The following is a 14,769-nucleotide window of genomic DNA, read 5'->3' as shown; positions in this document are numbered from 1 at the left end:
CCAGAGACGTGACATTGAGAGACTGACACCCACCATGCAGCAGCTGACCACCCTGGCGCGCGACAGCCGCGCCCTCACCGCCCTCGCCGTCCCGCTCGCCCTCACCCAGCTCGCCCAGGTCGCCCTCACCACCACCGACACGATCATGATGGGCGTCCTGGGCACCGAGGCGCTGGCCGCCGGCGGCCTCGCCCTGGTGATCTTCAACCAGCTCCGCACCATGGGCGTCGGGCTGGTCACCTCCGTCGGCAACCAGGTGGCGGCGGCAGCGGCCCGCGCCGAGCGCGGCGCCGAGGAGACCGGAGCCGCCACCGAACCGGCCACCGGCGCCGAACCGGCCACCGGCGCCGACCACGAGGTCCGGGGCCTGGTGCGGGCCGCGATGGCCGTCGCCACCCTCGCCGGCCTGGCCGGCGCCGTCCTGATGGTCCTCATCGGCCAGGCCGCCACCTGGCTCGGCCAGGACGCCACCGTCGCCCACCGCGCCCAGGGCATGCTCGCCGCCCTCGCCCCCGGCCTCGTGCCCTGCCTCTGGTTCCAGGCCGTCCGCCAGTTCACCGTCGGCATGCGCCGCCCCCAGGCCCTGCTGCAGATCACCCTCGCCTCCGTCGCCGTCAACGCCACCCTCAACTGGGCCTTCATCCACGGCACCTGGGGCCTGCCCCGGCTCGGCCTCACCGGCATCGGCGTCGCCACCAGCAGCGTCCACCTGCTGTCCTTCCTCGCCCTCTACGCCTCCGCCCGCCGCGACCCGCACCTCGCCCCCCTGCTCAGCCTCGACTTCTGGCGCGCCGATCCGGCAACCGTCCGCCGCCTGCTCGGCCTGGGCACCCCCATCGCGGCCACCTACGGCTCCGAGGCCGGGTTCTTCTCCGTCACCGCCCTGCTCGCCGGCAGCTTCGGCCCGGCGGCGCTCGCCGCCCACACCGCGGTCAACCAGCTCGTCTACATCGTCTTCCAGGTCGCCGTCGGCCTCTCCCACGCGGCCTCCATCAACGTCAGCCGCGAACTCGCCCTCGGCGAGCACGCGGCCGCCCGCCGGATCAAGAACACCGCACTCGCCTGCGGCGCCGTCGTCACCACCCTCGTCGGCATCGTCTACCTCACCGTCCCGGACCTCGTCCTGCGCCCCTACTTCGACCCGGACTCGCCCGCCGACCAGCAGGGCCTGACCATCGCGACCGGCCTCCTCGTCATGGTCGCCGTCCTGCAGCTCTTCGACTGCGCCCAGAACATCGGCGTCGGACTGCTACGCGGCCTCGACGACACCAGGAGCGGCTTCCGCATCACCCTCATCGGCTACTGGGCCGTCGGCCTGCCCTCCGCCTGGCTCCTCGCCTACCCCCTCGGCGGCGACATCCGCGGCCTCTGGTTCGGGCTGCTCATCGGCCTCGCCACCACCGCCGCCCTCCTCCTGCGCCGCTACAGCCGCACCCTCACCGCGAAGGCCGCTGTGGCGCCCGAAGCCGTCTCCGCCGGAGCCTGACCGCCCGCCCGCCGGAGGTGCCGGGGCAGGACCCACCCCGCCCTCCGGCGGCACGTGCTGTTCCTTCGCTGGCCCTCACCCCTTGCCGGAACGTTCCGGCATGGCTACATTCTTCATCACGCCAGCAAAGCTGACTGAACTTTCAGTTATGCCGCAGGGTCGCGCCAGCACCAGAGAACAGAAGGAACACCCATGACCACGTCCACCACCACCGGCCGCCGGAGGCCCCGCCTCCCGCACCTGCCGGACGCCCCGCCGGCAGCCGAGGGCGGTCCGCCCGTGACCTCGTACGCCGCCCTCACCTCCTTCGGCTCCCCGCTCGGCTCCCCCGGCCGCACCAGGCCGGCCGAACGCGCACCGCTGCGCGTCGGACTCGTGCAGATGCGCTGGTACGCCGACCCGGCCGAGCACGACGCCCGGCTGCGCGAGGGCGTGGCACTCGCCGCCGAGCAGGGCGCGACGATGGTGTGCCTGCCCGAGCTGACCCGCAGCCCCTACTTCTGCAACACCGACGACCCGATGGGGGAGGGCGCCGCCCGCTACCTGGAGGACGTCGAAACCGGGCCCACCACCCGCCTCGCCACCGAACTCGCCGCGGAACTGGGCATCAGCGTCCACGCCTCCCTGTACGAGCGCGCCGAGGACGGCGGCCTCGGCTACAACACGGCCATCTGCGTGGACCGCGACGGCACCCTCGTCGCCCGGACGCGGAAGAACCACATCCCGGCCTTCCCCGGCTACCGCGAGGACCTGTGCTTCCGCCCCGGCGACAGCGGGTTCCCCGTCCTGACCCACCAGGGCGCCGCCTTCGGCTTCCCCACCTGCTGGGACGAGTGGTTCCCCGAACTCGCCCGCGCCTACGCGCTCGGCGGCGCCGAGGTCCTCGTCCACCCCACCGCCATCGGCTCCGAGGTGGACCTCCCGGACTTCGACACCCGGCCCATGTGGGAGCACGCCATCAGCGCCAACGGCCTCGCCAACGCGCTGTTCATGATCGTGCCCAACCGGATCGGGACGGAGGGCCGGTCCACCTTCTACGGCTCGTCGTTCATCTCCGACCCGTACGGCCGGATCCTGCTCCGCGCCCCGCGCGACCGGCCCGCCGTCCTGGTCGCCGACCTCGACCTCGACCAGTGCCGGGACTGGCGGGAGTTCGGCCTCCTGCGCACCCGCCGCCCCGAGCTGTACGCCCCGCTGACCGCGGCGAGCCGCACCGACGCCTGACCGGACGCCCCGGCGCACCCACGCCGGGGCATCCCAGCGCCCCTTTCGCCCCGTCGGGCGCCGAATGCACACCGGGGCCGGCGCCAACTACCGTATCCAGTAACGCAGTTGACGCACCCGCCGCGCCGGCCTCAGCCGGTGGCCGTCGGAGTGGGCGAAGCCGCGCCGGTGGGCGGGGCCTGGCAGGGCAGGACGACCATCACACTCACACCCTGGCCGGGCTTCGACGCACCCGCCGAAACGGTGTAGCCGTCGGGCTCGTGGACGGCATCGAACTCCCAGGTGGGCGCGGTGGACTGAGCGTCCGAACCGGACGCCAACGAGGTGATCTTGAAGCCCTCGCCGGCGAGCTTCTCCCGCAGCGCCCGCAGCACCTCTGGGCGCTTGTCGTCCTCGGCCTTCAACAGGACCCCGGAGCTGAGCTGATAGGCCTCGCCCTCATCGGCCACACCCAACCCCCGCCCCTGGCACCTGTAGTAGCCGACGAGCTTGCTCCACGGATCGCGCTCAAGGCCCGTCAGCTCGCGCACGTGGTCCTGGACCCGATCCGTCCGGGCCAGCGCCTCCTCCCGGGACTCGACACGTGTGGGCACGCTCGGTGTTCCCGATCCTCCGCCCGGCGACCCCACGGACGAGCACGAGCCGAGCACCAGGGCGCCCGACACCATCAACACGGCCGCGCAGGCCGCCCGTCCGGCCGCCCCGGACGGCACGGCCGTCGATCTCTTGAACAAGTGCAGTACTCTCCCCCGCTGACAGGTGTGCGTTGTGCCATCCGGATGCTACGGCACCACCGGGGAGGCTCCGCAGGTGGCGCCGAAGCGTGACAGCTGACACCAAAGCGCGCGCGTACCGATGGACCCGAGGGACCCGGGGAGCCACCTGACGAGCACGATGAACCGGGCCACCACAGGTGGAACCCGGCCGGGCATGTGGGAACTACGGGAGACGTGTCGCCGTCCGGACGAGGTCGGCGACGGCCCTGGACCGGCTGTGCGGTGGCCAGGCGATCACCGTGGTGACTTTCGGCGCGTCCAGCACGGGCACGGCGGCGAGGCCACCGTGCAGTTGGACTCGGCACGACTCCGGCGAGACCGCGCAAGCCCGGCCGAGCGCGACGAGCTGCAACAACTGTGCGTGGTCGCGGACTTGGGGGCCGGGTCCGGGCGCGTAGGTGCCGTCGGGGTTGGGCCAGCGCGGCAGCGGCAGGCCCGGCAGCCCGGCGATGTCGGCCATGTGTACGTGGTCCCGGACGGTGAGCGGATGCCCGGCCGGCAGGACCGCCACCTGGCCCTCCGTGCTGAGCGCCTCGGTGTGCAGCCCGACCGTCGAGTCGAACGGCCGGTGCAGCAGCGCCACGTCGGCCCGGCCCTCAAGCAGAAATCGTGCCTGCTCGGCCGGGCCGCACAGGATGACGTCGACGGGGACCGAGCCGGGTTCGGCGGCGTACGCGTCGAGCAGTTCCGCCAGCAGTTCGCTGGACGCGCTGGCCTTCGTGACCAGGACCAGGCCGGGGCCGCCGGTGGGGGAAGCGGCGGCGCGGCGGGTCCGACGCTCGGCGGCGTCGACCGCGTCGAGGGCCGCCCGGCCCTCGACCAGCAGCACCGAGCCGGCCTCGGTCAGCGTGACGGTGCGGCTGGTCCGATCCAGCAGCGCTGCCCCGAGCCGGCGTTCGAGCTGCTGGATCGCCCGTGACAGCGGCGGTTGCGCGATCCCGAGGCGCTGCGCGGCGCGCCCGAAGTGCAGCTCTTCGGCGACGGCGACGAAGTAGCGCAGTTCCCGGGTCTCCATCCGGCCACGGTACTCCGGATCAATACCCGGACGGTATCGGTGCCCACCCGATCGGTCTTGGACCCCAACCGGGGGCCGCGGGCAGCATGGCCCCATGAGCGAACGAACGACTGCGCTGGTCACCGGCGCGAACAAGGGAATCGGCTACGAGATCGCCGCGGGCCTGGGCGCCCTCGGCTGGAGCGTCGGCGTCGGCGCCCGCGACGACCAGCGCCGTGAGGCCGCGGTGGAGAGGCTGCGCGCGGCCGGCGTCGACGCGTTCGGCGTCCCGCTGGACGTGACCGACGACGCGAGCGCGACCGCCGCCGCCCGGCTGATCGAGGAACGGGCCGGGCGCCTCGACGTGCTCGTCAACAACGCCGGCATCGCCGGCGGCATGCCGCAGGAGCCCACCCGGGTCGATCCCGCCACCATCCGGACGGTCGTGGAGACCAACGTGATCGGCGTCATCCGCGTCACCAACGCGATGATGCCGCTGCTGCGCCGCTCCGCCTCGCCGCGGATCGTGAACATGTCCAGCAGCGTCGGCTCCCTCACCCGGCAGTCAGGAGCCGCTGCCGAGCAGACGGCGGGTCCGGTGGCCGTGGCGTACGCGCCGTCGAAGACGTTCCTGAACGCCGTCACCCTCCAGTACGCCCGGGAGCTGAGCGGCACGAACATCCTGATCAACGCCGGCTGCCCCGGCTACGTCGCGACCGACCTCAACGGCTTCCGCGGCGTGCGCACCCCCGAACAGGGCGCGGCGATCGCGATCAAACTCGCGACCCTGCCCGACGACGGCCCCACCGGCCAGTTCTTCGAGGACGCCGGCGTAGTGCCCTGGTGATGCGCACAACGACCGCCGCCCCGGCCGCCACTCCGGCGCCCGGGGATCCGCATCGCAAGGTCACCACACCCGCATGGTCTTGTCCTGTCCCGAGCGCCTGGTCACTGCGAAGGCGAACCGGTTGACAGAAGGCTGCCATGCCGGGCGTCGCGACCGGCGAAGAGCGGCTCAGCCGGGGCTTCCCGGGGCGAGGTGGCGACATCCTAGATCATCAAGTTGAGGTTCTGTCAGGTTCCGCGACTTCGACTCCGGATCCACCACCGGTTGTGCTTCCCTTCGTTCCGGACCGCCGAGTTCGGCGGCCCGGTTCTGCCCCGCGACACACACGATGGAGACGGAATGCCTGAGAACGAGACCGTAACTCGCGCCACCCTGCGCACGCTGACCCTGGACATAGAGGGCCGACCCTCAACCACGTGGCGCCTTGACGACCCGCAGGTGCTCGCCGATCTGAAGAAGACTCCGTTCGTCCTCGCCGAAGGTGCCCACTACAGGCTCAGTTACAGCTTCACGGTGAGCGGTGACATCGTGTCCGGCCTCAAGTACGTCTCCGCAGTCTTCCGCAAGGGTCTCAAGGTCTCCAAGGACCAGCAGATGCTCGGCTCATTCGGCCCGCAGGACAAGGAGCACACGGTGCGCCTTCCCCGGCACGGCTGGGAGGAGGCTCCGAGCGGGCGGCTGTCCCGCGGCAGCTACACCGCCAAGTCAACCTTCGTGGACGACAACGGCACGACGCTCGGGGAGCTTGAGTACGCCTTCGACATCACCGAGAACTGGCCGGCCACCGAGTCGACCAGCTGACACACCTCCTCACTTCCTCTCCACGCCAAGGGCAGGCACTCGCCCTTGCCCTTGCCCTTGGCGTGGCCCCGCACCGCCTCGGTTTCCGGGCCCGTCCGACGCCGTGACGCGCTCCACCGAGCAGGAATTCTCGGCTGTCCGCGCTGAACACTCCGCCCACCTGCCGGTCGAGCGCCGGGCCCCGCAACCTGCCGGACACCGCCGGCCGCGTGGCCGGCCGCAGGTACGGCGAGGGCCAAGACCAGCCCCGCGAGCGCGGCAGCCGCCACGTTTCGAAAGCGCATGATTCCTCCAGGTATTGAGGGGTCGTCCGCACACCCCACCGCACCACGGCCCCGCAGGACGGCCGACACCCTGACGGCACGGCCGCACTTCCCCGACCGGGCCCTCCGCGCCGAAGCGCGACAGCCGACACCGAGATCGGCCGAACGGGTGGGCACCAGCGGCGCCGGAAGCCTTGTGCGTGCACGAAGGCAAATCGCCGTGCGTAACTGTGCGCGGGTCCAGCGGGCACACGGTCCGCCGTACGAGCCGATGGCCGCAGCCCTCCCCGTCCCGCCCCGTCCCGCCCCGTCCCGCCCCCGAACGGAGTCGCCCACCCATGCGCACCCCCGCTCTCGCCGCCCTCTCCCTGGCGCTCGCCCTACCTCTGACGGGGTTGGCCGCCACCGGCACCGCCGCCGCCCAGTCCTCCGCCTCCCGAGGGGTGCCGATCACGGAGTGCGCGGGCGTCCCCAAGGTCCGCGACGCCGGCGCCGAGGACTACCTCTGCACCCGGAAGGAACTCGGCCCGGTCACCCTGCCGACGGACTCCGTGGTGACCAAGCTGCTGGCGGGCTACGACCGGCTGGGCGGAGTGACGCCGGTGCGCTTCCTGGACTGGTACCGGGACTGGAGGGGGTGGAAGTACCCGGACAACAACGGCTTCACCGATAACAACGGCACTCTCGACATGGCCGTACAGAGCATGACGGAGCACCAGAAGCTGGACCGCTTCGGGAACAGCGCCTACGGCTCGTTCCTCGCCCCCGGCGGCACGCCGTTCCCCCAGCGCGCCCTTCCGCCGGACTCCCTCAACGGAGGCGAGGACAACTACCACTGCTTCGAGGTGCAGAAGCCGTTCCAGGTCCAGCAGGGGCACATCGCGGGCGCGTTCTCCCAGCCGGGCAACGGACTCCAGCAGTGGCTCGACCCGGCCCTGAAGCCGGGCGACATCCCGGGCACGTACGACGTCGCCGCCCTCATCACCGCCGGGTACCTGACCGAACACGTCGCCGACAAGAACTTCTGTCTGACGGGCAACGACGCCGTCTGACCCCCACCCGGGCAGACCGCGCTGCGCACAGTCGGCAACCGACACCCGCCCCGCCCGGCAACGCGCCCGGCGGGGCCGGCGCAGCAGTCGGCACGGGTCTGTGACCTGCGGCGACACCGGGACGGTCCGGCCTTCGGCACTCCCGCTCGACGTGCGGGTTGAGCACCCTCCGCAGCACCTCCGCACCACGGCGCGGGAAAGTCCGGTGCATCGATGACTGCCGGCCCCTAGCATGCGTGGGTGAACCTTTCGCATCTCGGCGTGCCGATCGGGCCGATGATCCGTGTCCACGGCGGGTTCGCCAACCGGATGTACCGGCTCGACACCGACCAAGGGTCGTTCGCGGTGAAGGAGTTGAACCTCGTCGACCGCCGCTGGACCTATCGCGTCGAGGACGTGTTCAGGTTTGAGCGGGCGGCCTTCGCCGCCGGCATCCCGATGCCGGAGCCGATCTCGGCCGGCCAGCACACGCTCGTGCACCGATGGGCCGAGGGAGAGAAGGTGCCGGAAGCACCGGTGTCGGCGGCGTACGCGTTCGAGATCGGTGAGATCCTCGCGCGCATCCACGCGCTCGACGTCGCGTGGACCCATGTGCCGATCGAGGAACCGACGTCACGGGACTGGCCCGAGCTCGCCGCGCGGGCGGCGGCGACCGGACAACCGTGGGCCGACGAACTCGCCTCTCGCGTCGAGGCGTTCCTCGCGATCGCCCACTTCGTCGACACCTGCGAACGGCCGGGCCCCGTCGTGCTGACCCACAAGGACATCCACCCGTGGAACCTGCTCGCTCGGGAGGGTCGGCCGGTGGTGCTCGACTGGGAGCTCTCGGGAATGCTCGACCTGTCCGGTGAGCTCGGCTCGACCGCGCTGAGCCTCGCGAAGGGGCCTGGCTTCGACCACATCGAGCCCGCCGTCTTCCGCTCGGTCCTCGACGGCTATGTCGCGGGGGGCGGAGCGCTGCCGCCGTCAGGTCCGAACTGGTTCGTGTTCATGATCGGCGGCTGGCTGGGGCACACGAGGTGGAACATCCTCCGGTGCCTCGCCGGTGTCGAGGCGAGCACCGGCCCTGACCTCGCGCTGTCGCACGAGTCCGTGCGCAACGGCTTGCGCGGCCTCCCCGACCTGTTCGGCCGACTTCCGGAGTTCGAGGCGCTGCTCGTGTGACAGTGACCCGCACCTGTGCCCGGTGTGCGGCGCAAGGCGCGCCGGACGGCGACACGGGCGGCGACACGGACGACCGAGCCCCCGCCCGACTGTGAGCCAGATCACCGTTGAGGTTGACCCTGGGTCAGGGCTCAAGCTCCTCGCAACGGCACGACGCCGACCCGGACGTCACCGATGCGAAGGAGCACACCACCATGTCACTCCCCCTTTCCGGCCCTTCCGGCCAGGACGAGAGCACCCTGCGGACCGTCGCCCTCGGCGCCCCCGGGCAGGACCGCCCGGAGCTGCAGAAGGCGATCGAGGAGATCGTCGACTCCGGTTTCACCGGGGTGTCGCTGCGCGTGCACGACGAGCGGGGCGCGTGGGTCGGCAGCGCCGGGGCGGCCGAACTGGGCGGGGCCGCGAAGCCGCCGACGGACGGGCACGTCCGGATCGGCAGCAATACCAAGACCTTCACCGCGACCCTGGTGCTGCAACTGGTGGCCGAGGGCGAGGTCGGGCTGGACACCCCGGCGGCGCACTACCTGCCCGAGTTCGGGCTGGACGGGCGGATCACGGTGCGGATGCTGCTGCAGCACACCAGCGGGGTGTTCAACCACACCGGCGAGGTCTACGCCGACGGGACGGTCGCGCCGGGCATCCCCATCCCCTACGGCACCGCGGGCAGGGAGTGGATGGACAACCGGTTCAAGACCTACCGGCCGCAGGAGCTGGTACGGCCGGCGCTGTCCAGGCCGGCCCGGTTCGAGCCGGGGGCGGGCTGGAGCTACTCCAACACCAACTACGTGCTGGCCCGGCTGCTGATCGAGAAGGTCACCGGCCGCCCGCTCGCCGAGGAGATGCAGCGGCTGATCCTGGGGCCGCTCGGGCTGTCGGGCACCGTGCTGCCGGGCGCCTCGCCCGAGATCCCCGAGCCGCACGCCCACGCCTACTACCGGTACGAGGACGCCGGCGAGCAGAGGACGATCGACATCACCCGCCAGAACCCCTCCTGGATCTCCAGCGGCGGCGACATGATCTCCACCACCCGGGACCTCCACACGTTCATCTCCGCACTGCTGGGCGGCAGGCTCCTGCCGGCCCCGCTGCTGGCGCAGATGTGCACCCCGCACCCGACGGGCATCCCGAACATGGACTACGGCCTGGGCGTGTTCGTGGTGACGACGGACGGCGGCGCCACCGTCGTCTCCCACAACGGCGCCGCCGTGGGCCACGCGGCGCTGATGTACAGCACGCCCGACGGCAGCAGGACCCTGACCGCCGCGCTGAACTGCGTGGACGACGCCGACCTGTCCATCGGCGGGGCGTTCCAGCAGGCGATGCACAGGCTCGTCGACGAGGTGTTCTGCGGCGGGCCGGCCGATCCGTCCCGGCCGACGGACTGATGTGGCGTGCGTAGCCACCGAGTTCGAATACGGGGCAGGATTGGCGGATGAACGGAGTCACGATCGGGCAGGCGGCGGCATTCGTCGGCATCACGGTGAAGACGGTGCGGCACTACCACAAGCTCGGCCTGGCCGAGGAGCCGGAACGCGACAGCTCCGGATACCGGCGGTACGGATCGGCCGACCTGTTGCGGCTGGTGCAGATCCGGACGCTGGCCGCCGCCGGGGTGCCGCTGGCCGAGACCGGGCCCCTGCTCGACGCCGACGCCGCGCTGTTCACCGCCAAGCTCGCCGACGTCGAACGTCAACTCACCGAGCGGATCGAGGAGTTGACCGCGCGGCGCGACACGCTGCACCGGCTCGCCGACGGCGACCGGGCGCTGCTGCCCGACCGCGCCGTGGCGCTGCTGGAGCGGATGGCCGGCCTCGGCTTCACCCCGGACGAGGCGGCGGCCACCAGGGAGGGCTGGGTGCTGGCCAGGGCCCTGGTCCCGGAAGGCTTCGACGACTACCTCACCCATGTCGAACACGCCCTGCTGGACAGCCGGTTCGTCGCCCTGCTCAAGCGCGGCGCCGAAGCCGCGACCTGGGAGCCGGACGACCCGCGCATCGCCGAACTCGCGACCGCCGCGGCCGACCACTTCCTCGCCAACCCCGCCCAGCTGAAGATCGTGACCGGCCTCCAAGCCCGCACCGAAGCCGCGACCCGGTACCAGCTGATCGCCCACCACGGCGAAGAACAGGGATCGGCCGAGGCCCGGCTGGTCGCACTGGTCGAGACCAGGCTCCGCTCCGCCAGCGTCCGCATCCCCAGGCCGGACTCCCCCTGACCGAGACGGGACCGATCATTCGAGGAAGCCGCCCCGGCCTAGGTCCTATCCGGTCGATCTTGGCGGATCAGCCCGCGGCGTTGGGCGCCCGGCTGGGCGTGCGCCCGAATCGTCCTCGTACTGGACGTACTTGGGCGATTCGGGCGTGCGTCCAGCCGGGATGCCCGGCGTCGCGGGCCCGGCAAGATCGGCCGGACAGGGCCTAAGGGGCCGGGGCGGCTTGTGCGTTTGTCGGTGGCGCAGGTGTCGGGGGCTCAGGCGCCGTACTCGTAGCCGACCGTGACCCGGGTCGGGACGACCCAGAGGCCGAACTCGATCACGCCCTCGTCGTCCGACCAGCGATGCACCCCGCCCAGGACCGGGGACCCCACGCGAAGACCCAGGGCCGATGCCTCTCGGGCATCGCACTCCCGGGCATGCATGTCATCCCGGGCATGCGTGATCGTCCGGCCGGAAGCGTCGAGCACTTTCGCAGTGAGACCCGCGTTCTTGCCGGGCGCCGTCGAGAGCAGATCCGGCACCAGCGCTGCGAAGTGCGCCGGGTACCAGACGACCGCCAGCATGGTCCGGCTCCGGCCCCGGCCCGCGATGTACTCGCGCCTGACCAGCTGATCGCCGGGATCAAGGTTGAAGATGTCCTGCACGTACAACGGGGGCACCACCAGCTCGGCGGCCGTGACCCGGCTGGTTTCGCCCTCCATCAGGCTGGACCTGAGCCGCTGGACCGTGGTCAGCCGGTCCCGTCCCGTCGCGGTCGACGTCACCTCGTCCGCGACGAACGTGCCACGCGGACTCGTCCTGATGAGCCCTTCCACCATCAGCTGGTTCAAGGCCCTGCTGACGGTTGCCGCTGCGACGTTCCACCGCTGGCACATCTCCCTGTTGGTCGGGAGTTTCTCGCCTGGAACGAGTTCGCCGGTGAGTATCGCCTGCCGGTAGTGATCGGCGATCGCGGTGAACGTCTTGGAGCCGGCCATGCGCTACTCCTCGGTCGAGGTGACAGTCACTCAGGAGCACACTAGTGAACCGACGTTGAAGCCGACAGCACTTCTCCTCGCTCTACCTTCTGACCTAGGACACAGGTTGAGTGCTCTAGGGAGTTCGCAGTGGCGGTTCGCAAGAGGTCTCGCGCGTCAAGGACCTTACGGACTCAGGCATCGAGCGTTTCCAGATCTCCCGGACCGTCTTCAGGGCGGGGGGTCCGGCGGTTCACGGTGTCCTCGTCGGCGCTCTCGGGCGTTGCTTCATCGGGCTCCTTTCGCGGCCGAGTTCGGCCCGATCGCCGCCGACGCGCCAACCGGGGCATCGGGCGTCCGTGCAGCCGTCCCGATTCCGGGGGCGGTCGGAGGGCTCGAAGTTCAGCGCACCGGCTCGGGCCCCGGCGAGGGGGACGGGGTGCCCGCCCAGCGGTGCAGGGCGGCTTCGAGGGCGGCGGCGTCGGCGGCGGCCCCGGTGGCGGTGCTGGTGGTGTCGCAGGCCCAGGCGACCACTCCGTCCGGGCGGACGAGGACTCCGGTCGGTGTCGCGCTGTCGTCGGCCACAGCGGTCACAACGGTCACCCGCCCGGTCCAGTCCGAGGCGAGGCGGGTGAACGCGCCGTCCGCCGTGCGGTCGAGCAGCAGGAACCCGCCGCCGTGGCCGTGGTCGACCAGCCGGGAGCCGTCCCCCAGCCACAGGTCGGGGACGTACCGCCCGACCAGCGGGTGGTCGCCGGGCAGGTCGATGCGCTGCGTCACCCCGGAGATCTTCTTGACCGCGTGGGTCGCGCCCGCCCCGGTGCCCAGCAGGTCGGCGACGACCTCCCGGAGCGCGGCCGACTTGGCGTCACCGCGCATCACCCCGATCTGGGCCCGCGTCCAGTCCAGCACCCAGGCGCCGAGGGGGCGGCGCTCGGCGTCGTAGGTGTCGAGCAGTCCTTCGGGCGCCCACCCGGCGACCACGGCGCCGAGCTTCCAGCCGAGGTTCATCGCGTCGCCGACCCCGAGGTTGAGCCCCTGGCCGCCGAACGGCGAGTGCACGTGCGCGGCGTCGCCGGCCAGGAGCACCCGCCCCGAGCGGTAGGCCGCGGCCTGGCGGGCGTTGTCGCTCCAGCGGGTCGCGGGGCCGCGCAGCACGGTGAGGGTGACGTCGGTGCCCGAGACCCGGCGCAGGCTGCTCTGCACCTCCTCAAGGGTGACCGGCGCGGAGCGGTCGGCGGGGCCGCCGTCGAACTCCACGGTGACCACCCGCCCGGGCTGCGGCCCGTAGCGGTAGGCGCCCCGGGTCGACCACGCCCATCCGTCCGCGAGCACCGTGGGGTCGGCGATGTCGACGACCGCCAGGTGTCCGGTGAGTTCGGGGTCGGTGCCGGGGAAGCCGATGCCCGCGAGGCGGCGCACGGTGCTGCGCCCGCCGTCGCACCCGACCAGCCATCCGGTGCGCACCGTGCCGGCGGTGGTGGTGACGAGCACGCCGTCGCCGGTGTCTTCGAGCGCGGTGACCTCCACCCCGCGACGCACCGCCACGCCCAGGCGCGCGGCCTGGCCGGCCAGCAGTGCCTCCAGCTCGCGCTGCGGCACCATCCGCGCTCCGTCGACGGCGGTGTGCGCGGCGAGGTCGGCGTCGGACCAGTCCACGAGGTCGGCGTCGAGGACCATCCCGGCGAAGTGCCCGGTGAAGCGGGGTGCGCGCGCCGGCCGGCCGCCGCCGGGCGACTGGTCGACCGCGCGGGCGAACGACCCGACCCGTTCGAGCTGCTCCCGCTGCACCTGTTCGGCGGCCGGCAGCAGGCCGCGGCGGTCGAGCGCCTCGGCCGTCGGGACGTTGACCGCCCCCGCCTTCATCGACCGGTCCGGCTCGGCGAGCCGTTCGAGCACCTGCACCGTCGCCCCGGAGAGCGCCAGCTCGGCGGCGAGCACGAGGCCCACCGGCCCGGCGCCGACGACGGTCACGTCCACGTCCCGCTGCACGTCCCGGCTCACGGCCTGGTTCGAATCCTGGTTCACATTCATAGTCACGAACAGTGTTCTATAAACGAACGGCGTTCGTGTCAAGCTATGATGGTCCGGTGAACCCGAGAGAGCGACGCGCGGCACGCCACCAGCCGCCGAACCCCGACGCCGAGACCGAGACCGACCCCAGGCCGCGGCGCCGCAAGGCCCCCATCACCGTGGACCAGGTCATCGACACCGCGCTGGACGTCATCGCCACCGAGGGCTACGAGGCACTGACCATGCGCCGCCTCGCCGGCGCCCTCGACACCGGACCCGCCTCGCTCTACGCCCACGTCGTCAACAAGGCCGACCTCGACGAACTGCTCATCGGACGGCTGTGCGCCGCGCTCGCCCTGCCCGAGCCCGACCCCGCGGCCTGGCGGGACCAGATCCGCGGCGTCTGCACCCAGATCCGCGACCAGTACCTGGACTACCCCGGGATCTCCCGCGCCGCGCTCGCCATGGCCCCCACCGACCTCGAAACCATGCGCGTCAGCGAAGGGATGCTGGCGATCCTGCTCGCCGGCGGCGTCGCCCCACAGGCCGCCGCCTGGGCCGTCGACGCGCTCCTGCTGTACGTGGCCGCCTACTGCCTCGAAGTCTCGATCGTGCGCCAGCGAGCGGCACACGACGACGACGCGTGGGTCCTCGACCGCGACGAACTGCAGCGCCGCCTCACCGCCCTGCCCGCCGCGGCCTTCCCCCACACCACCCGCCACGCCGCCGAAATCACCGCCGGCACGGGCCACGACCGCTTCGACTTCACCGTCTCCCTGATGATCGACGGCCTCGCCCGCCGCTAGGGCGCGTCTTCAAACTCCCGCCTGCGCGCCGGCGTTGGGGCACGCACCTCGCCGCGTTGTCGTCAGTCGCCGATGCTCCGCATGGACTCCCTCCTCCGCCTTGCGATGCACGCACCCCAACGCCGCCACGCCCGCCCTCCGGGCGGACGACGGGAGTTTGAAGACACGCCCT

At 72.0% G+C, this 14,769-nt stretch carries 13 protein-coding genes; 9 read left to right on the top strand and 4 right to left on the bottom strand.

Annotated elements, in window-relative coordinates:
* The first annotated feature begins 34 nt into the window (after positions 1 to 34).
* Together ACFVX9_RS09700 and ACFVX9_RS09695 are read left to right on the top strand one after the other, a co-directional pair.
* On the top strand, positions 35 to 1,486 hold the full coding sequence (locus ACFVX9_RS09700; RefSeq protein WP_387981157.1) for an MATE family efflux transporter: 1,452 nt from the start codon (positions 35 to 37) through the stop codon (positions 1,484 to 1,486).
* Positions 1,487 to 1,678: 192 nt separating this feature from the next.
* Entirely contained in the window at positions 1,679 to 2,710 is a 1,032-nt protein-coding gene (locus ACFVX9_RS09695; RefSeq protein WP_387981156.1) for a nitrilase-related carbon-nitrogen hydrolase, read from the top strand.
* A gap of 131 nt (positions 2,711 to 2,841) precedes the next feature.
* Here the strand turns inward: ACFVX9_RS09695 and ACFVX9_RS09690 are convergent, their stop codons facing one another.
* Both ACFVX9_RS09690 and ACFVX9_RS09685 read right to left on the bottom strand, forming a co-directional pair.
* Positions 2,842 to 3,303: a hypothetical protein gene (locus tag ACFVX9_RS09690; protein ID WP_380368439.1), complete on the bottom strand. Its 462-nt coding sequence runs from the start codon at positions 3,301 to 3,303 to the stop codon at positions 2,842 to 2,844.
* Positions 3,304 to 3,649: 346 nt separating this feature from the next.
* Positions 3,650 to 4,501 (bottom strand): LysR family transcriptional regulator, encoded by an 852-nt coding sequence (locus tag ACFVX9_RS09685; protein ID WP_387981155.1) that lies wholly within the window; start codon positions 4,499 to 4,501, stop codon positions 3,650 to 3,652.
* A 94-nt stretch (positions 4,502 to 4,595) separates the two neighbouring features.
* Here ACFVX9_RS09685 and ACFVX9_RS09680 point away from each other — a divergent pair, with 94 nt between their 5' ends.
* The 6 genes from ACFVX9_RS09680 (at position 4,596) to ACFVX9_RS09655 (ending at position 10,822) form a co-directional block, all read left to right on the top strand.
* The gene (locus ACFVX9_RS09680) at positions 4,596 to 5,327 is read left to right on the top strand and encodes an SDR family oxidoreductase (RefSeq protein ID WP_387981154.1); all 732 of its coding nucleotides are present in this window, start codon (positions 4,596 to 4,598) and stop codon (positions 5,325 to 5,327) included.
* A 339-nt stretch (positions 5,328 to 5,666) separates the two neighbouring features.
* Positions 5,667 to 6,128: a hypothetical protein gene (locus tag ACFVX9_RS09675; RefSeq protein WP_380480150.1), complete on the top strand. Its 462-nt coding sequence runs from the start codon at positions 5,667 to 5,669 to the stop codon at positions 6,126 to 6,128.
* A gap of 601 nt (positions 6,129 to 6,729) precedes the next feature.
* Complete coding sequence (locus tag ACFVX9_RS09670; protein WP_387981152.1) at positions 6,730 to 7,443, top strand: TNT domain-containing protein; 714 nt, start codon at positions 6,730 to 6,732, stop codon at positions 7,441 to 7,443.
* Between the two features lie 261 nt (positions 7,444 to 7,704).
* On the top strand, positions 7,705 to 8,607 hold the full coding sequence (locus ACFVX9_RS09665) for a phosphotransferase family protein (RefSeq protein ID WP_387981150.1): 903 nt from the start codon (positions 7,705 to 7,707) through the stop codon (positions 8,605 to 8,607).
* Between the two features lie 194 nt (positions 8,608 to 8,801).
* The gene (locus tag ACFVX9_RS09660; RefSeq protein WP_387981148.1) at positions 8,802 to 9,992 is read left to right on the top strand and encodes a serine hydrolase domain-containing protein; all 1,191 of its coding nucleotides are present in this window, start codon (positions 8,802 to 8,804) and stop codon (positions 9,990 to 9,992) included.
* Positions 9,993 to 10,039: 47 nt separating this feature from the next.
* Complete coding sequence (locus tag ACFVX9_RS09655; protein ID WP_387981146.1) at positions 10,040 to 10,822, top strand: MerR family transcriptional regulator; 783 nt, start codon at positions 10,040 to 10,042, stop codon at positions 10,820 to 10,822.
* A gap of 254 nt (positions 10,823 to 11,076) precedes the next feature.
* Here the strand turns inward: ACFVX9_RS09655 and ACFVX9_RS09650 are convergent, their stop codons facing one another.
* A complete protein-coding gene (locus ACFVX9_RS09650) occupies positions 11,077 to 11,799 on the bottom strand; it encodes a GntR family transcriptional regulator (protein WP_063352252.1) in 723 nt (240 codons plus the stop codon).
* A 381-nt stretch (positions 11,800 to 12,180) separates the two neighbouring features.
* Positions 12,181 to 13,812 carry an FAD-dependent oxidoreductase gene (locus ACFVX9_RS09645; protein ID WP_387981290.1) on the bottom strand — a complete coding sequence of 544 codons (1,632 nt, stop codon included), beginning with the start codon at positions 13,810 to 13,812 and terminating at the stop codon, positions 12,181 to 12,183.
* Between the two features lie 56 nt (positions 13,813 to 13,868).
* Between ACFVX9_RS09645 and ACFVX9_RS09640 the strand changes: the two genes are divergently transcribed.
* The gene (locus ACFVX9_RS09640) at positions 13,869 to 14,597 is read left to right on the top strand and encodes a TetR/AcrR family transcriptional regulator (RefSeq protein ID WP_387981144.1); all 729 of its coding nucleotides are present in this window, start codon (positions 13,869 to 13,871) and stop codon (positions 14,595 to 14,597) included.
* Positions 14,598 to 14,769: the final 172 nt, after the last annotated feature.

Source organism: Kitasatospora sp. NPDC058243, from assembly GCF_042882025.1.
In the GTDB taxonomy this organism is placed as follows: Bacteria; Actinomycetota; Actinomycetes; order Streptomycetales; family Streptomycetaceae; genus Kitasatospora.
This window is presented reverse-complemented; position numbering and strand designations above follow the sequence as displayed.